General features: G+C 66.3%; 17 protein-coding genes, 1 tRNA gene and 1 other RNA gene. 12 read left to right on the plus strand and 7 right to left on the minus strand.

The genetic code is table 11. From position 1 onward, the window contains the following. Positions 1–348: 348 nt before the first annotated feature. The 4 genes from NC595_RS19455 to NC595_RS19470 are packed head-to-tail and all read left to right on the plus strand — an operon-like array spanning position 349 to position 6,400. Positions 349–1,737, plus strand: coding sequence for an APC family permease (locus NC595_RS19455; RefSeq protein WP_253569045.1), 1,389 nt, complete (start codon positions 349–351; stop codon positions 1,735–1,737). 4 nt (positions 1,738–1,741) lie between these two features. Then, complete coding sequence (locus tag NC595_RS19460; RefSeq protein WP_253569046.1) at positions 1,742–4,474, plus strand: glycoside hydrolase family 2 protein; 2,733 nt, start codon at positions 1,742–1,744, stop codon at positions 4,472–4,474. A 16-nt stretch (positions 4,475–4,490) separates the two neighbouring features. Then, the gene (locus tag NC595_RS19465; RefSeq protein WP_253569047.1) at positions 4,491–5,498 is read left to right on the plus strand and encodes a LacI family DNA-binding transcriptional regulator; all 1,008 of its coding nucleotides are present in this window, start codon (positions 4,491–4,493) and stop codon (positions 5,496–5,498) included. A 56-nt stretch (positions 5,499–5,554) separates the two neighbouring features. Beyond that, positions 5,555–6,400, plus strand: coding sequence for a sulfotransferase family protein (locus tag NC595_RS19470; protein WP_253569048.1), 846 nt, complete (start codon positions 5,555–5,557; stop codon positions 6,398–6,400). Between the two features lie 716 nt (positions 6,401–7,116). On the opposite strand, the gene NC595_RS19475 is transcribed toward NC595_RS19470, so the two are convergent. Next, the gene (locus tag NC595_RS19475; RefSeq protein WP_253569049.1) at positions 7,117–7,317 is read right to left on the minus strand and encodes a hypothetical protein; all 201 of its coding nucleotides are present in this window, start codon (positions 7,315–7,317) and stop codon (positions 7,117–7,119) included. A 147-nt stretch (positions 7,318–7,464) separates the two neighbouring features. On the opposite strand from NC595_RS19475, the gene NC595_RS19480 reads away from it, so the two are divergent. The 4 genes from NC595_RS19480 to NC595_RS19495 all read left to right on the plus strand — a co-directional run bounded on the left by NC595_RS19480 (position 7,465) and on the right by NC595_RS19495 (position 10,678). Continuing rightward, positions 7,465–8,064: an anthranilate synthase component II gene (locus NC595_RS19480; RefSeq protein WP_253569050.1), complete on the plus strand. Its 600-nt coding sequence runs from the start codon at positions 7,465–7,467 to the stop codon at positions 8,062–8,064. Further along, on the plus strand, positions 8,061–9,110 hold the full coding sequence (gene trpD / locus NC595_RS19485) for an anthranilate phosphoribosyltransferase (protein WP_253569051.1): 1,050 nt from the start codon (positions 8,061–8,063) through the stop codon (positions 9,108–9,110). The genes NC595_RS19480 and trpD overlap by 4 nt, the downstream gene beginning before the upstream one ends. 66 nt (positions 9,111–9,176) lie before the next feature. Continuing rightward, positions 9,177–9,971, plus strand: coding sequence for an indole-3-glycerol phosphate synthase TrpC (gene trpC, locus NC595_RS19490; protein WP_253569052.1), 795 nt, complete (start codon positions 9,177–9,179; stop codon positions 9,969–9,971). Positions 9,972–9,976: 5 nt separating this feature from the next. Continuing rightward, entirely contained in the window at positions 9,977–10,678 is a 702-nt protein-coding gene (locus tag NC595_RS19495; RefSeq protein ID WP_253569053.1) for a haloacid dehalogenase-like hydrolase, read from the plus strand. A 59-nt stretch (positions 10,679–10,737) separates the two neighbouring features. Here the strand turns inward: NC595_RS19495 and crp are convergent, their stop codons facing one another. Then, positions 10,738–11,433, minus strand: a complete 696-nt coding sequence (gene crp / locus NC595_RS19500; RefSeq protein WP_026107441.1) for a cAMP-activated global transcriptional regulator CRP — start codon at positions 11,431–11,433, stop codon at positions 10,738–10,740. 296 nt (positions 11,434–11,729) lie between these two features. On the opposite strand from crp, the gene speD reads away from it, so the two are divergent. After that, a complete protein-coding gene (speD, locus tag NC595_RS19505; RefSeq protein WP_049622792.1) occupies positions 11,730–12,515 on the plus strand; it encodes an adenosylmethionine decarboxylase in 786 nt (261 codons plus the stop codon). A gap of 66 nt (positions 12,516–12,581) precedes the next feature. On the opposite strand, the gene coq7 is transcribed toward speD, so the two are convergent. Further along, positions 12,582–13,223: a 2-polyprenyl-3-methyl-6-methoxy-1,4-benzoquinone monooxygenase gene (gene coq7 / locus NC595_RS19510; RefSeq protein WP_253569054.1), complete on the minus strand. Its 642-nt coding sequence runs from the start codon at positions 13,221–13,223 to the stop codon at positions 12,582–12,584. Between the two features lie 258 nt (positions 13,224–13,481). Between coq7 and rplM the strand changes: the two genes are divergently transcribed. The 3 genes from rplM to NC595_RS19525 all read left to right on the plus strand — a co-directional run bounded on the left by rplM (position 13,482) and on the right by NC595_RS19525 (position 14,399). After that, positions 13,482–13,910 (plus strand): 50S ribosomal protein L13, encoded by a 429-nt coding sequence (rplM, locus tag NC595_RS19515; RefSeq protein ID WP_017463027.1) that lies wholly within the window; start codon positions 13,482–13,484, stop codon positions 13,908–13,910. Positions 13,911–13,919: 9 nt separating this feature from the next. Continuing rightward, positions 13,920–14,312: a 30S ribosomal protein S9 gene (gene rpsI / locus NC595_RS19520; protein ID WP_253569055.1), complete on the plus strand. Its 393-nt coding sequence runs from the start codon at positions 13,920–13,922 to the stop codon at positions 14,310–14,312. Between the two features lie 12 nt (positions 14,313–14,324). Next, a tRNA-Gln gene (locus NC595_RS19525) sits at positions 14,325–14,399 on the plus strand. A gap of 133 nt (positions 14,400–14,532) precedes the next feature. Here NC595_RS19525 and rpiA read toward each other — a convergent pair. The 4 genes from rpiA to ssrS form a co-directional block, all read right to left on the minus strand. Continuing rightward, positions 14,533–15,168, minus strand: coding sequence for a ribose-5-phosphate isomerase RpiA (rpiA, locus tag NC595_RS19530; protein ID WP_253569056.1), 636 nt, complete (start codon positions 15,166–15,168; stop codon positions 14,533–14,535). A gap of 40 nt (positions 15,169–15,208) precedes the next feature. Further along, positions 15,209–15,676: an EVE domain-containing protein gene (locus NC595_RS19535; RefSeq protein WP_253569057.1), complete on the minus strand. Its 468-nt coding sequence runs from the start codon at positions 15,674–15,676 to the stop codon at positions 15,209–15,211. Continuing rightward, complete coding sequence (locus NC595_RS19540) at positions 15,673–16,290, minus strand: 5-formyltetrahydrofolate cyclo-ligase (RefSeq protein WP_253569058.1); 618 nt, start codon at positions 16,288–16,290, stop codon at positions 15,673–15,675. The genes NC595_RS19535 and NC595_RS19540 overlap by 4 nt, the downstream gene beginning before the upstream one ends. A gap of 91 nt (positions 16,291–16,381) precedes the next feature. Then, positions 16,382–16,569, minus strand: a non-coding RNA gene (gene ssrS / locus NC595_RS19545) — 6S RNA. Positions 16,570–16,584 lie beyond the last annotated feature (15 nt).

Genomic DNA, 16,584 nt, shown 5'->3' on the forward strand with positions numbered 1-16,584 from the left:
GAGCCTGGTGCGTGCGGTGCGCGCGCCAGGCTCGACGAAGGGATTTCTGTCGTGATGGTTGCTTCACTGGTGGACATCATTGCCGCATCGACCGCCCCCTCCCGCGCCGTCATTCCCGCGAAAGCGGGAATCCATCTTGCTCTGATGCATCCGTTGACAATGGATTCCCGCTTTCGCGGGAATGACGCCCGTAGGAGGAACTACGTCAATGGGAGGAATGACGCCAGTGGAAGAAATGATGGGCCTTGATGAAGCTCCCTAGCGCGGATTGCATCCCGCGATGCTCCAGCGAACAGAAGCGGCAACGCCACCACGCCTACTGACCGCCCCGACACCCAAAAGGCCGACATGCAACATTCCCACACCACCCGACCTGCCCGCGACGGCCACTTTCATCGCTCCATCGGCCTGTTCTCCGGCACCGCGATCAACATGACCCAGATGTGCGGCATCGGGCCGTTCATCACCATCCCGATCATGGTCGCCACCATGGGTGGCCCCCAGGCGGTGATCGGCTGGATCGCCGGCGCGCTGCTCGCGGTGGCAGACGGCATGGTGTGGGCAGAGCTGGGCGCGGCGATGCCCGGTTCCGGTGGCACCTACGTCTACCTGCGCGAAGCGTTCCAGTACCGCACCGGCAAGCTGATGCCGTTCCTGTTCATCTGGACGGTGCTGCTGACGATTCCCTTGCTGATGTCCACCGGCATCATCGGCATGGTCGAGTACCTGCAGTTCTTCTTCCCGCACCTGGGCTGGTGGGCGGTGCACCTGATCAGCCTGGCGGCGACTGGCCTGGTCACCTTGCTGCTGTACCGACGGATCGAATCCATCCGCATGATCACCATCGCGCTGTGGGTGATCATGCTGCTGTCCGTGGTCGGCGTGTCGGCGGCGGGCTTCTCGGATTTCCATCCGGAGTTCGCCTTCTCCTATCCACCCAACGTGTTCGGCGGACACTTCTTCGTGGGCCTGGGCGGCGGGCTGATCATCGGCATCTACGACTACCTGGGCTATTTCACCACCGCCTATATGGGCGACGAGCTGCGCGACCCGGGTCGGACCATGCCGGGTTCCATCATCATCTCGGTGATCGCGATGATGTTCGTCTACCTGATCCTCAACATCAGCGTGCTCGGCGTGGCGCCGTGGCAGGAGATCGCCCAGTCCAAGTCGGTGGCATCGCTGGTGGTGGAGCACAGCTGGGGACACGCGGCCGCCTCGGTGATGACTATCCTGATCATCGTGACCGCGTTCGCCTCGGTGTTCGCCGGGCTGCTGGGCGGCTCCCGCGTACCGTTCCAGGCGGCGCACGAGAAGGTGTTCCTGTCGGTGTTCGGCAAGCTGCATGCGAAGCACGGCTTTCCGCACGTGGCCTTGCTCACCATGGGCGTGGTGACCGCGGTCGGCACGTTCTTCGACCTCACCGAGGTCATCAACATGCTGCTGGCCGCGACCATCATCGTGCAGTTCATCGCGCAGATCGCCGCGCTGGTGGTGCTGCGCAAACGCCAGCCGATGTTGCACCGGCCGTACCGGCAATGGCTGTACCCGATCCCGTGCGTGATCGCGCTGGTCGGCTGGATCTACGTCTACGTGTCGGCGTCGGTGTCGTCGCTGATCCTGTCAGGCGCGTGGATCGTCGCCGGCCTGGTGGTGTTTGCGATCTGGGCCCGGGTCAACAAGTCCTGGCCGTTCGCCCCCGTCGAAATCCGCGAAGCCTATCTTGGGAATGATTGATGCCATGCGCACTCCGACCAGAACCCTGTTGCTGACGATGATGGCGCTGGCGGCTTTGGCAAGCGTGCCGTGCGTCGATGCCGGAACGACTTATGCAGCCACGCACGTGGACGACCATGCCGGCACCACGACGGCCGTGACGCATTGGCAGATCCAGTCCAGCGACAAGGCGCAGCAAGATGGCGCCACGATCTCCACCGCCGGCTTCGCCACCAAGGATTGGTACCCGGTCAGCGGCCGCGCCACGGTGATGGCCGGCCTGCTGGAGAACGGCGTATACAAGGACGACGTGTTCTACAGCGACAACCTGCGCGCGGTGCAGGTACCCGACGCCAGCGGCAGCCTGTTCGTGAATCCCTGGTGGTACCGCACCGAATTCACGCTCGCCGACGGAGCCGGGGAAGGGCACACGCTGCTACGCACCAACGGTCTGATCGCGAGCGCCGACGTGTGGGTGAACGGGCACCAGGTCGCCGATCACGTCGACGTCGCCGGCGCCTATCCGGTGCACGAGTTCGACGTGACGCGCTGGGTGCACGCGGGCAGCAACGTGCTCGCGCTGCGCGTGCATCCGGGCGACCCGCGGCGCAGCCTGTCGATCGGCTGGGTTGACTGGAACCCGACGCCGCCGGACAACAACATGGGGCCGTGGCGCGGCGTGGACATCGCGCGCACCGGGCCGGTCCAGTTGCGCTTTCCGGAGGTGACGCCGGCGCTGTCGCTGCCCGACCTCGCGCATGCTGCGCTGACCGTGAAGGTGCAGGCGCGCAATCTCGATACGGTCGCACGCGACGCGACGATCGCCGGCACCGTAGCCGGCGTCTCGCTGCGCCGGACCATCCACCTCGCTCCCGGCCAGGCGCAGACCGTGGCGTTCACGCCGAAAACCGATCCGGGTCTCGACCTGAGCCATCCGAAGATCTGGTGGCCGCTCGGCATGGGCGAGCATCCGCTGTACTCGTTGCAGATGACCGCGGCCGTCGACGGCAAGGAATCCGATCGGGTCGACACGACGTTCGGCGTCCGCAGCGTCAGCTCGCGGCTGACCAAGCAGGGCTATCGCCAGTTCCTGGTCAACGGCAAACCGGTGCTGATCCGCGGCGGCGGCTGGGCGCCAGATATGTTCCTGCGCGACGATCCCGCCCGCATGGAGGCCGAGTTCAGCTACGTCCGCAATCTCGGTCTCAATACCATCCGCAGCGAAGGCAAGCTTGAAAGCCAGCGCTTCTACGAACTCGCCGACCGCGACGGCATCATGGTCCTGGCCGGCTGGGAGTGCTGCGACAAATGGGAGTCCGCCGCCAAGACCGGCGGCGCGCCGTGGGACGCCGCGGACATGAAGACGGCCGAGGCCTCCATGGCCAGCGAAGCCCGCCTGCTGCGCAACCATCCCTCGGTGATCGGTTTCCTGATCGGCAGCGACAACGTGCCGCCGCCGGCGATCGCCAAGATGTACGTCGACACCTTGCATGCCGAAGACTGGTCGACGCCGATCGTCGCGGCGGCCGCGGAGCAGGGCACGGCCGAGACCGGGCCGTCCGGCATGAAGATGGCCGGGCCTTACGCCTGGATCCCGCCGTCGTACTGGTATGCCGACAAGCTCGGCGGTGCATTCGGGTTCGACTCCGAAGTCAGCGCCGGTGCGGACATCCCGCGGCTGGAAGACGTGACCCGCATGCTCTCGCCGCAGGAGCAGGAAGCCTTGTGGAAGTACCCGCAGCTGCGGCAGTACCACGCGTCCGCGGACTGGTCGACGTTCGCACGCATCACGCCGTTCGACATCGCGCTGGCCAAGCGCTATGGCGCGCCGAAGAGCCTCGCCGACTACGTCGCCAAGGCGCAGCTCGACAACTACGACAACACCCGCGCGCAGTTCGAGGCGTTCAACGCGCACATGGACGCGGTCAATCCGTCGACCGGCGTCATCTACTGGATGCTCAACAACGCCTGGCCTTCGCTGCACTGGCACCTGTACGACTACTTCATGAATCCGGCCGGCGCCTACTTCGGCGCCAAGAAGGCGAACGAGCCGGTGCATATCCAGTACGCATACGACACGCGCGCGGTCGTGCTGGTCAACCACACACTGACCGACGAGCACGGGCTGCAGGCGGTCGTGTGGGTGCGCAACCTGGACGGCAGCGTGCGTTACACCAAGGGGGTGTCGGACATCGACCTCACCGGCAACCGCACGCGGCAGCTGATCACGCTGCCACAGGTAAGCGGATTGTCTCGCACCTACTTCGTCGAGCTGGAACTCGCCTCCGCCGACGGAACGCCGGTCAGCCGCAACGTTTACTGGCTGTCCACCGAGGAAGACCGGCTCGACTGGGCGCATTCCAACTGGTATCTCACGCCGCTGACGCAGTACGCGGACCTCACCGCGCTACAGTCCCTGCCGACCGCCACCAGCGAAGTCAGTGCGACGATGCGGCATGAGGGTGCCGATGACGTGGTCACAGTCACCCTGACGGTTCCCGCATCGTCCAAAACCGTGGCACTGTTCCAGCACGTGTCGATCAGGCGATCCGCGGGCGGCGACCTCGTGCTGCCCGTCCTGTGGAGCGACAATGACGTCACGCTATGGCCCGGCGAATCGATCACCCTGACCGCGCGTTACGACGGGCAGGGGCCCGCGGCGCCGGTGGTCGAGTTGGAGGGCTGGAACGCTCCGTCGCGGAGTTTCCCGGTGGTCGCCGGGAGCCGTGCGGAGGCTCCGCAGGGAAAGACGCATTGAACCAGACCGGACTTTCATGACGCGCGTGACCATCAACGATGTCGCCCGCACCGTCGGGACATCGAAGAAGACCATTTCTCGGGTGCTCAACAACGATCCGAACGTGAGCGATTCGATGCGCCAGCGCGTGCTGGCCGCCGTCGCCTCACTCAACTACCGGCCGCTTACCTCGGCGCGCAGCCTTGCGACCAATCGCTCCTTCATGATCGGCCTGCTGTACGACAACCGTTCGCCCAGCTACATCATGGAAGTGCAGGCCGGCGTGCTGGAAGCGTGTGCGGCACAGCACTACAGCATGATGGTGCAGCCGCTGGTCTCCACCGCACCGGACTTCGTCGAGCGGGTCGAGGACATCCTGATGCGGCAGCAGCCCGACGGGCTGATCCTCACGCCGCCGATCACCGATCATCCGCAATTGCTGGCCTGCCTGCGCGAGACTGGCGTGCCGTTCGCGTCGATCGCACCGCGCCATCCGGAGGAAAACATCGGCGCGATGCTGCGCGAGCGCGAAGCCGCGGCGGCGATGGTGGATCACCTGGTGTCGCTGGGCCATCGCCGCATCGCGCATATCCTCGGCGATCCCGAGCACGGTGCCGGCATCTGGCGCCTGGCCGGCTACCGCGACGGCCTCGAGCGCGCCGGGCTGAAGGAAGACCCGGCGTACATGGTGCAGGGCCGGTTCTCGTTCGAGTCGGGCGTGGTGGCGATGCGCCAGTTGCTGGCCTTGACGGATCGACCGACGGCCGTGTTCGCGGGTGACGATGACATGGCCGTCGGTGCGATCTGGGCCGCCGCGGAAGCTGGGGTATCGATTCCGCGCGATATCTCCGTCTGCGGCTTCGACGACACCACCATCGCGACCCAGGTGTGGCCGCCGCTCACCACCATCCACCAGCCGGTGCGGGAAATGGGTCGGCGCGCCACCCAGGAACTGATGCTGCGCGTGCTCAACAAGGGCGAGCCGCGGATGGTCGAGTTCGACTACGAAATGCGCATCCGCGCCTCGACCGCGCCGCCACGCTAGCCGGACCGCGTACCATCCGGTCGATACCCACCCCGCATCCAGAGGAGAGCGCCCGCATGCCTGTCGCCACCGATGTCGCGAAACCTGCCCGGAAGTTCCACTTCATTTCGGGACTGCCGCGCTCGGGCAGCACGCTGCTGGCCGCTATCCTCAACCAGAATCCGCGATTCCGTGCCGGCATGACCAGCCCGCTCGCCGACATCATGGGGGCGGTGATCGCGGAGGCGAGCAGCAAGAACGATTTTTCCTTCGACGTCTCCGACGAGCAGCGCGTGGCGATGCTGCGTGGCCTGGTCGAGAACTTCTACGCAGGGCAGGCGGATGTCGGCGTGGTGTTCGACACCAGCCGGTTGTGGTGCAGCCGCATGCAGTTGCTCGAAACGCTGTTTCCGGAGGCGAAGGTCATCGCCTGTGTGCGCCAGCTGTCCTGGGTGCTGGACAGCATGGAGCGCCTGGTGCGCAAGCAACCGGTGAGCGTCAGCAAGGTGTTCCGCTTCGACACCAACACCACGGTCTACTCGCGTGTCGAGGCGTTGACCGATCCGCGTGGCATGGTCGGGTTCGCCTTCCAGGCGACCAAGGACGCGTTCTACAGCCAATATGCTCCGGGTCATCTGCTGCTGTTGACCTACGAAAGCCTGGTGCGCAATCCCGCGGCGGCCATGCGCGCGGTCTACCAGTTCATCGGCGAACCCTGGTTCGAACACGACTTCGACCACATCGCCTATGCCGCAGACGAATTCGATGCCCGCGTCGGTATGCCGGGCCTGCACACCGTGCGGCCCAAGGTCGAGCCGATGGAGCGTACTTCCATCTTGCCGCGCGATATCTTTGGCCGCTTCATGAATGAATCGTTCTGGATGGATCCAAAGAACAATGCCAGCCAGGTCCCCATCATATGAGTGGTGTAGCACGTCTCTCGCCGGCGGATGCTCTTTCGTCAGTGTATCGGCCTGCTGGCCCCAGCTTCGGAGCCGCCCGGATCGGGATCGGGCATGACAGGTCCAGTCGACCTGAGCCATAGGGAGCTGCGCGCTGGAGCCGAGGCGCTGTTCGCTGGGCCGCGCCACGAGGGAGCGGTGAGTCTGGGGGGGGGGCGACGGCGCCTTGCACCTGGAGCGGGCCATCACCGCGATCGCGCGCGAGGTCTGGGCTGGACGGTGATCGCCGGCGAACGGCGCTTACGTGTACCACTTCTGCTTGGCACCGCAGGCGCCTGGGCCGCCCAGGTCGCCACGCTGGCCGGCGTGGCGCCGCTGAGCCCGGTGCCGAAGCGCGGTTCGACGCACCTGTTCGAGCCGCCGATCCGACCCATCCACACAACGGGCAGCCCGAGGAGCGCGATATCGCGCTGGGCATCCACCACATCGAGCAGGCGACCACGATGACGATCCGCCGCCCGACGCGGACCTGGTCGGCGGCTTCGCGTCCTATGCGCCGGGCTTCTTCTGGGTCACTGCGCAGGGCGGCTACGGCATCCGGACCTCGGTGGCGATGGGCGAGGCCCTGCGCGAACCTGGCGCCGGGTCGCCCGCCGCCCGCACATCTGCAGGATGCCGGGCTCATGGCGGCGATGCTGGCGCCCGACCGGGTCGGACTGTTCCGCTAGGCGCGGCGATCAGTGGTGGCCGGCGGCGATGGAAGCAGATTGGCCGGCAGAAGCCCAGCCCTCCGCGAATCCGCTGACCATCGGCTCGAGGTTTCCTGACAGGAACAGCAGCAGCGCCGCGGCGACCAGCCAGCCGCGGCGGTTGCGCCGGTAGCCAAGCACGAGCAGCACGAAGCCGGCGAGCAGCAGGGCTATTTCCACGTAGTCCATCTCACGGGTCCTTGTGCGGTAACTCCGCCGAAGCATGCGGCGACAGGCGCCCCGGCGCAAACGGCACGATCCTGGCTCACGCCTGCACGAGCCGGCGTCGGCTGGCTATCATGGCCGCTCCACGTTCCCGGCCACTCGGCGCTCCCCATGCTCCTGATGATCGACAACTACGACAGCTTCACCTTCAACCTCGTGCAGTACCTGGGCGAGCTGGGTCAGGAGGTGAAGGTGGTGCGCAACGACGCGCTGGACGTGGCCGGCGTGCGCGCGCTCAAGCCCTCGCACATCATGATCTCGCCGGGGCCGGGCACGCCCGACGATGCCGGCGTGTCGCTGGCGATCCTGCGCGAGATGGCCGGCGAGCTGCCGGTCTTCGGCGTCTGCCTGGGCCACCAGGCGATCGGCCAGGCGTTCGGTGGCAAGGTGATCCGCGCCAAGCAGATCATGCACGGCAAGACCTCGCCGGTACGCCACCGCGGGCAGGGCGTATTCGCCGGGCTGCCCGATCCGTTCGAAGCCACGCGCTACCACTCGCTGGTGGTCGAGCAGGCGTCGCTACCGGAGTGTCTGGAAGTGACCGCCTGGACGGAAAACCCCGACGGCTCGATCGACGAGATCATGGGCCTGCGCCACAAGACGCTGCCGGTCGAGGGCGTGCAGTTCCATCCCGAATCGATCCTCACCCAGCACGGCCACGCGATGCTGGCGAACTTCCTCGGCCTGCCGGCGCGGAAGCTGGCGGCATGATGTCGCGCGAGATCCACATCACGCCGCAGGAAGCCCTGCAGCGCACGATCGAGCACCGCGAGATCTTCCACGACGAGATGATCGCGCTGATGCGCCAGATCATGCGCGGCGAAGTGAGTCCGTTGATGACCGCGGCGATCATCACCGGCCTGCGCGTGAAGAAGGAAACCATCGGCGAGATCACCGGTGCGGCGCGCGTGATGCGCGAGCTGTCGGCCCGGGTCGAGGCGCCGCCGCACGCGCACTTCGTCGACATCGTCGGCACCGGTGGCGATGGCGCATCCAGCTTCAACATTTCCACCGCCTCGATGTTCGTCGCCGCGGCGGCCGGTGCGCGGGTGGCCAAGCACGGCGGGCGCAGCGTGTCGTCCAAGTCCGGCAGCGCGGACGTGCTGGAGGCGCTGGGCGCCTCGATCGACCTCAAGCCCGAGCAGGTCGCCGCCTGCATGGCCGAAACCGAGATCGGCTTCATGTTCGCGCCCAACCATCATCCGGCGATGAAGGTGGTGGCGCCGGTGCGCAAGGAAATGGGTGTGCGCACGCTGTTCAATATCCTGGGGCCACTGACCAACCCGGCCGGTGCGCCGAACATCCTGATGGGTGTGTTCCACCCCGACCTGGTCGGCATCCAGGTGCGCGTGCTGCAGCAGCTCGGCGCGCAGCATGCGATGGTGGTGTGGGGCCGCGACGGCATGGACGAGATCTCGCTGGGCGCGGCCACCCTGGTCGGCGAACTGCGCCATGGCCAGGTGCGCGAATACGAGATCGAGCCGGAGGATTTTGGCCTGGCCATGGCCTCCAGCCGGAACCTGCGGGTGGAGAGCGTGGCCGAGTCGCGCGCCATGCTCGAGGATGCCCTGAAGGGGGCGCATGGGGTGGCGCACGACATCGTCTGCCTGAATGCCGGGGCGGCGCTCTACACCGCTGATGTGGTGGACAGTATCGACGATGGTATCGCCCTGGCGCGCCGGACCATCGCCAGCGGCGCCGCCCGTGCGAAACTACAGCAGTTCGTCGCCACCACCCGACGCCTCGCCGGTACCTGACGCCCCGACCCGGGCGCGGTGCCCTGTTTGACAGCCGCTGCGGCGGCGCCCAACGACACCACGACCATGGCCGACATCCTGCAACGCATCCTCGCCCGCAAGACGGAAGAAATCGCCGAGCGCAGCGCCATGCTGTCCCTGGACGAGCTGGCTGCGCGCGTGGCCGACATGCCGGACACCCGTGGTTTCGCCGCCGCGCTGGAGGCGAAGATCGATGTCGGCTTGCCGGCGGTGATCGCCGAGGTGAAGAAGGCCAGCCCGAGCAAGGGCGTGATCCGCGCCGATTTCGACCCCGGTGCGATCGCGCGCAGCTACGAGGCGGCCGGCGCGGCCTGCCTGTCGGTGCTGACCGACAAGGATTTCTTCCAGGGTAGCGAGGAGTTCCTGCGCCAGGCGCGCGAGGCGTGCTCGCTGCCGATCCTGCGCAAGGATTTCGTCATCGACCCGTACCAGGTGTACGAGGCGCGGGCGATTGGCGCCGACTGCATCCTGCTGATCGTGGCCGCGCTGGGCGATGCCGAGCTGATGAACCTCTCGCTGCTGGCCGCCGAGCTGGATCTGGACGTGCTGTGCGAGGTGCACGACGCCGAGGAGCTGGAACGCGCCCAGGCGTTGCCGGTGCCGATGATCGGCGTGAACAACCGCAACCTGCGCACCTTCGAGACCACGCTGGAGACCACGCTGGAGCTGCAGCCGCTGGTCGAGTACGACCGCATCCTGGTGGCCGAATCCGGCATCCACACGCCCGAGCACGTGCGCCAGCTGCGCGAGGCCGGCGTGCATGCCTTCCTGGTCGGCGAGGCCTTCATGCGCGCGGTCGATCCGGGCACCGAGCTCAAGCGTCTGTTCGAAGCGGACTGAACGTGATGGAAGACCCAGGGGTGGCGTTGCCGGACGACGTTGTGTCGACGGCGACGGCCGGCGGGCCGCGTGTCGTGTTGTTCGATTTCGACGGCGTGATCACCGTGGCCGACTCGTTCGGGCTGTTCATGCGCGAGCGCTATGCCGGCGTCGGGCGCAAGCTACTGTTGCTGCCGGCCCTGCCGTGGCTGCTGCTGGTGCGACCGTTTTCCTGGCGGGCGGCGGTGCGCACGGTGGTCCACGTCGGCCTGCTGGGGTTGGACGAGCACGGCTACCGTGCACGGGCCCAGGACTTTGCCGGTCGGCTGGTGCGGCGCCCGAAACAGTTCCAGCGCGATGCGCTGCAGGCCCTGCGCTGCCACCAGGCCGAGGGCGCCCGGGTCATCGTCGTCACGGGGTGCGAGCGGATCCTCGCGCGCGGGCTGCTCGACGAGCTGGGGCTGCCCGAGGTGGAGCTGGTGGCCTCGGAGCTGGCGCCGGGCAGGCTGGGCATGCGCGTCAGGCGGCACAACATCGGGCAGCGCAAGCTGCAGTCGCTGGCCGAGGCCGGCGTGGCCCGCTGGGATCGGGCCTACGGCGACTCGGCGCTGGATATCCCGATGCTCAAGGAGGCGGCCGAGCCAGTGCTGGTGAACGGCTCGCCCAAGCTGTGCAAGCAGGTGGAGCGGGCGCTCGGACGCAGCGTCGAGCGGGTGGCCTGGTACTGAGGCAAAGAAAAAAAGCGGCGCCGGGCGCCGCTTTCTCCTGGTGCGATCGCGGGACCGGCTCAGCGGGTGCCGAGCACCACGATGGTCTTGCCCGACACGGTGATCATGCCCTGCTCCTCGAGCTGCTTGAGCACGCGGCCGACCATCTCGCGCGAACAACCGACAATGCGGCTGACCTCCTGGCGGGAGATGCGGATCTGGGTACCGTCCGGATGGGTCATCGCGTCCGGCTCCTGGCACAGGTCGAGCAGGGTGCGCGAGATCCGGTTGGTGACGTCCATGAACGCCATGCGGCTGACCTGGCGCGACGTGCGCAGCAGCCGGTTGGTGAGCTGGGCGCCGATGGCGAAGAGGATCTTCGGGCACTCCTCGCGCAGCTGGCCTTCCATCAGCTGGAACAGGCGCTCGTAGCTGATTTCGGCCATCTCGCACGGGGTGCGGGTACGCACCATCGACTCGCGCTGGGCTTGCTCCACGAACAGCCCCATCTCGCCGATGAACTGGCCACGGCTGATGTAGGCCAGGATCAGCTCGCGGCCCTGTTCGTCCTCGGTGCAGACGGCCAGCGACCCTTCGATCACGTAATAGAGCGTGTTGGCCGGGTCGCCGGGGCGGATGATCGCGGTCTTGCCCGGGTATCGGCGGCGATGGCAGAGCGCGAGGAAGCGCTCCATGGAGGCCGGGTCCGGGGCGAAGCCCAGGGGGGCCTGGGACCGCTCGAAAGCTTGCTGCAGTTGATATTTGAGTTGCGCCACGGTGTTTCCCGCTGTCTGAAATGCCTAGGGCTGCCCCCGATGAGCGGGCCGGCCCGACGTGAGCGTACGCGTTTATCCCCTGTGACGTCGCATTATGGCAAACCGTGGCGGGAACGCCACTTTCAGTTTTGCGCCGTTTTACCCCATACTCGGCGGTCTTCCAGCACCGATGACGTGTCGCGCGTCGGTCACAAGGGTCGCGGAAGCTAGTTGTTTTCGTGCCGTACCATCCAGCGGGGACCCTTGTCGCTAACCCGCCTCTGCTGCTGGCCGCCGTGCGGCCATGGAGAGTTGCCGTGGTGAAACCACTTCCCCGTCTGCGCCTGCAGGGTTTCAACAACCTGACCAAGGCCCTGAGCTTCAACATCTACGACATCTGCTACGCGGTGTCCGAAGAGCAGCGCCAGCGCTACATCGAATACATCGACGAGCAGTACGACGCCGACCGTCTGACCCAGATCCTCACCGACGTGGCGGAGATCATCGGCGCGAATATCCTCAACATCGCGCGCCAGGACTACGACCCGCAGGGTGCCTCGGTCACGATCCTCATCTCCGAGGAGCCGGTGGTGGAGAAGCTCGGCCGCGACACCATTTCCGGTGCCGTGGTGGCGCACATGGACAAGAGCCACATCACCGTCCACACCTATCCGGAAACGCATCCGCACAACGGCATCGCGACGTTCCGCGCGGACATCGACGTGGCCACCTGCGGCGTGATCTCGCCGCTGAAGGCGCTGAACTACCTGATCGACAGCTTCGAGTCGGACATCGTGATCGCCGACTACCGCGTGCGCGGCTTCACCCGCGACGTGAAGGGCAAGAAGCACTTCATCGACCACAAGATCAACTCGGTGCAGGACTACCTGGCGCGCCACATCCGGCAGAAGTACGAGATGTTCGACGTCAACGTGTACCAGGAAAACATGTTCCACACGAAGATGCACATCAAGGACTTCGACCTGGACACCTACCTGTTCGAGGCGCATGCCGACGACCTCTCGTTCAAGGAGCGCCAGCGCATCGAGTCGCTGCTGCGGCGGGAGATCGAGGAGCTCTTCCACGGCCGCAACCTGATGTGACGAAAAACCCGCCGGAAGGCGGGTTTTTCACGGGGCGCTCCAGGGGCATCTCCGTGGGCCGGGTCACTAGATGCGGTAAGCGACCTTCTTCATCAGCAGTGAGGTCAGCTGCATCAGTGGTGGGATCGGGAACGGCAACTCCACGCCGCCGCATGCTTCGGCCTCGTCGGCATGACGAACCTCGTCGGCCTGCATCTGGCGCAGCACCGCGCGCGAGCGCTGGTCCTGCTCCGGCAGCGTCTCCAGGTGCTCGGCCAGGTGCGCTTCGACCTGGCGCTCGGTTTCCACCACGAAGCCCAGGCTGACCGGATCCCCGGCCAGGGCCGCCGCCGCGCCGATCGCGTAGCTGCCGGCGTACCAAAGCGGGTTGAACAGGCTGGGGCGACTGTCCAGTTCACGCAGGCGCCCGGCGCACCAGGCCAGATGGTCGGTTTCCTCGGCAGCGGCGTGCACGAGGTGTCGGCGGATTTCCTCGGAGCGGGCCAGGGCGGCCTGGCCGTCGTACAGCGCCTGGGCGCAGACCTCGCCCGCGTGGTTGATGCGCATCAGCCCGGCGGCATGACGCCGTTCGGCCCGGTCCAGCTCGGCCTCGGCAATGCCGTGGGCAGGCGTGGGGCGCCTTGCCTCGGGCGCGCCGGCCACCGTGTCCAGCGCTCGTTCGAAGCCCGCGATCAGGCGGTCCAGGGGCGTTAGTTGGCGTACCGTCATGGGCAATCCTCGGAAAGTGCGGCGGTCCCGGCTATTGGACGACATGCTGCCGGTGCGGCCAAGCGGCACATGGTCGTCCGGTCGCGTTTTTGCCGGTTCCGGGGGCTTTTCAATGCGAGGGGATGTCGTGCTATCCTTGCCGGCTCGCAGCTCACCACTGGTGGGCTTGTGCAGAGGATGGAAGCTCGGCTATCATCCCGCACCTTTGTTTGACCCGATTCCCTCACCGCCTCCATGGCGGCCTACAGGTATCCCGAAATGAAAACGTTCAGCGCCAAGCCGGAAAGCGTCAAGCGCGACTGGTTCGTGATCGACGCCACGGACAAGACGCTCGGTCGTCTGTCCACCGAGATTGCGCGCCGCCTGCGCGGCAAGCACAAGCCGGAATTCACCCCGCACGTCGATACCGGCGACTACATCGTCGTCGTCAACGCGCAGAAGGTGGCGGTCACCGGTGCGAAGCTGGACGACAAGATGTACCACCGCTTCACCGGCTATGTCGGCAACCTGAAGACCACCAACCTGCGTGATCTTCTGGCCACCCACCCGGAGCGCGTGATCGAGATCGCGGTCAAGGGCATGCTGCCGAAGAACCCGCTGGGCCGCGCGATGTACCGCAAGCTTAAGGTATACGGCGGCGCCGAGCACCCGCACACCGCACAGCAGCCGCAGGCGCTGGAAATCTAAGGAACCCTCATGGCGATTCAGCAGAATTACGGCACCGGCCGCCGCAAGACCTCCGCCGCCCGCGTGTTCCTGCGCAAGGGCACTGGCGCGATCACGGTGAACGGCAAGACCCTCGACCAGTTCTTCGGTCGCGAGACCTCGCGCATGATCGTGCGCCAGCCGCTCGAACTGACCCAGAACACCGAGAAGTTCGACATCACCGTCACCGTCGCTGGCGGTGGCATCACCGGTCAGGCCGGTGCGATCCGCCTCGGCATCGCCCGCGCGCTGGTGGAATACGATGAGACTCTCAAGCAGTCGCTGCGCAAGGCCGGTTTCGTGACCCGCGACGCCCGCGAGGTCGAGCGCAAGAAGATCGGTCTGCACAAGGCACGTCGTGCCACGCAGTTCTCCAAGCGCTAAACTACGTTTCATAGCCCCGTCGCCAAGCGGTAAGGCACCTGACTCTGACTCAGGCATTCGGTGGTTCGAATCCATCCGGGGCTGCCAAACAAGACGCCAATCAGCTGTATTGATCGGCACAAAAAACCCGCCATTCGGCGGGTTTTTTGTTGGTCACGGTCACCGTGACCTGCAGCGGTGCCGAGGAGACGCGCCGGACCGGGATCCGGCGCGTCTCCGATCAGATCTCGCGATCGCCGACCAGCACCACATCCGCGCCGCGGCGGGCAAACAGCCCCACTGTAACGATGCCGGGAATCTGGTTCAGGTCGGCCTCCAGCGCCACCGGGTCGGTGATCTGCCAGCCGTGCACATCGATCACCCAGTTGCCGTTGTCGGTGACCACACCGTCCCGCCACACCGGATGACCGCCGCGGCGGACGATCTCGCGACCGACCAGGCTGCGCGCCATCGGAATCACCTCGATCGGCAGCGGGAACTTGCCCAGCACGTCCACCTGCTTGCTCGAATCGATGATGCAGACGAACTTGCCACTGGCTTCGGCAATGATCTTCTCGCGGGTCAGTGCGGCGCCACCGCCCTTGATCAGCCGTTTGTGCGGGTCGCATTCGTCGGCGCCGTCCACGTACAGGGTGAGTTCGCCGGTGGTGTTCAGGTCGAGCACCTCGATGCCATGCTTTTTCAGCAGGGCAGTGGACTGTTCGGAGCTCGAGACCGCGCCCTTGATGCGATCACTGACCGCGCCCAGTGCCTCGATGAAATAGGCCACCGTCGAGCCGGTGCCGACGCCGACGATGGCGCCGTCCTCTACGAAGCGGATGGCGGCTTCGCCGGCAAGTTTCTTTTCGTTGCTCATGGTCGGAGGTTCCGGAACGGTAAGGAGGGGCGTGAACGCCTCATTCGAGGCCGAGGATGGTCTTCCATTCGCTGACCTTCACCGGCATCACCGACAGGCGGTTGCCCTTGCGTACCAGCGGCATGTCGGCGAGGGCGGGCAGGGCCTGCAGCTCCCTGAGCGTGATCGTGCGCTTGAGTTTGCGTACGAAGCCCACGTCGACCAGCATCCAGCGCGGGTTGTCGCGGCTGGCGCCCGGGTCGAAATAATCGCTCTTCGGATCGAACTGGCTGGGGTCCGGATAGGCGTCGGAAACTACTTCGGCCAGTCCGACGATGCCGGGTTCGGCGCAGTTGGAGTGGTAGAAGAACACGCCATCGCCCACCCGCATGCCGTCACGCATGAAGTTCCGCGCCTGATAGTTGCGTACGCCATCCCAGGGTTCGCGGCCGCGCCTGGCCAAGTCGTCGATGGAGAAGGTGTCCGGCTCGGATTTCATCAGCCAGTGGGCGATGCGGGCAGGGCTCATGCGTGGCTCTCGTTTGCGCGTTCGGCGTGGCAGTCGATCAGTTCGCGGTCGGTGGCGACGAAGTCCAGTGGCACGTCCCAGCGCGCGGGTTCGATCGCCTGCACCTCCTGGAAGTCATAGGCGATACCGACCAGCAGCGGCTCGGTCGGGCGAGCCTGTTCGTTGAGGAAGGCGAAGCTGCGGTCGTAATAGCCGCCGCCATAGCCAAGGCGCTGGCCACGCCGGTCGAACGCCACCAGCGGCACTAGCACCAGGTCGAGCTGGAACGGGGCCAGCGGACGCTCGACCCGGACCGGCTGGGGAATGCCGTGGCGGTTCGGCTCCACCGCGTCGCCGGCCTGCCACGGCGCAAACCGCAACTGGCGTCCGCTCTCGAGCAGGGGCAGCAGGAACTGCTGGCCGCGTGCCAGCAGCGGTGGGATCACCAGGTTCAACGCCAGCTCGCCGTTGACGGCCCAATAGCCGGCCACGCGCGCGTCGGTGTGGTACTCGGGCAGCTGTTCCAGGCTGCGTCGCAGCCCCTGGGCTGCGGCGATCCGCTGTTGTGGGGTGAGTGCCTTGCGCTGCTCGGTCAGGCGATGGCGAAGCTCGCGTCGCTGGGCGGTGGCATCCACGGTCGCGCGTCTCCCGATAGGCCGCGCCAGTTGCGGCGGCGCCGATAGCATGCCGGCCGACGCAGAACGTCGGCCGGTGCAGGAAAAGGTGGCGTCAACCGCGATGCCGCTGCCCACCAAACGACCTTGATCCACGATGGATCAGGTGGGAGGGCTTATCGGGCCTCGAGGCTTTCCGCACGCGGCGGACATGCACAACAGCCAGAAAGAAACCGACCCGGGGCCGTATTTAGGAACAAGGCAAATGTAAGAGTGTGCTGGCGCACACCGCAGAAAACGCCGGGATCGATTTTA

The organism is Dyella lutea (assembly GCF_024158035.1).
GTDB lineage: Bacteria > Pseudomonadota > Gammaproteobacteria > Xanthomonadales > Rhodanobacteraceae > Dyella_A > Dyella_A lutea.

What these genes read in the sequence shown, in the direction of transcription:
- NC595_RS19455 (WP_253569045.1), top strand. Translation starts at nt 349, where the DNA reads ATGCAACATTCCCACACCACCCGACCTGCCCGCGACGGCCACTTTCAT.
- NC595_RS19460 (WP_253569046.1), top strand. Translation starts at nt 1,742, where the DNA reads ATGCGCACTCCGACCAGAACCCTGTTGCTGACGATGATGGCGCTGGCG.
- NC595_RS19465 (WP_253569047.1), top strand. Translation starts at nt 4,491, where the DNA reads ATGACGCGCGTGACCATCAACGATGTCGCCCGCACCGTCGGGACATCG.
- NC595_RS19470 (WP_253569048.1), top strand. Translation starts at nt 5,555, where the DNA reads ATGCCTGTCGCCACCGATGTCGCGAAACCTGCCCGGAAGTTCCACTTC.
- NC595_RS19475 (WP_253569049.1), bottom strand. Translation starts at nt 7,317, where the DNA reads ATGGACTACGTGGAAATAGCCCTGCTGCTCGCCGGCTTCGTGCTGCTC.
- NC595_RS19480 (WP_253569050.1), top strand. Translation starts at nt 7,465, where the DNA reads ATGCTCCTGATGATCGACAACTACGACAGCTTCACCTTCAACCTCGTG.
- trpD (WP_253569051.1), top strand. Translation starts at nt 8,061, where the DNA reads ATGATGTCGCGCGAGATCCACATCACGCCGCAGGAAGCCCTGCAGCGC.
- trpC (WP_253569052.1), top strand. Translation starts at nt 9,177, where the DNA reads ATGGCCGACATCCTGCAACGCATCCTCGCCCGCAAGACGGAAGAAATC.
- NC595_RS19495 (WP_253569053.1), top strand. Translation starts at nt 9,977, where the DNA reads ATGGAAGACCCAGGGGTGGCGTTGCCGGACGACGTTGTGTCGACGGCG.
- coq7 (WP_253569054.1), bottom strand. Translation starts at nt 13,223, where the DNA reads ATGACGGTACGCCAACTAACGCCCCTGGACCGCCTGATCGCGGGCTTC.
- rplM (WP_017463027.1), top strand. Translation starts at nt 13,482, where the DNA reads ATGAAAACGTTCAGCGCCAAGCCGGAAAGCGTCAAGCGCGACTGGTTC.
- rpsI (WP_253569055.1), top strand. Translation starts at nt 13,920, where the DNA reads ATGGCGATTCAGCAGAATTACGGCACCGGCCGCCGCAAGACCTCCGCC.
- rpiA (WP_253569056.1), bottom strand. Translation starts at nt 15,168, where the DNA reads ATGAGCAACGAAAAGAAACTTGCCGGCGAAGCCGCCATCCGCTTCGTA.
- NC595_RS19535 (WP_253569057.1), bottom strand. Translation starts at nt 15,676, where the DNA reads ATGAGCCCTGCCCGCATCGCCCACTGGCTGATGAAATCCGAGCCGGAC.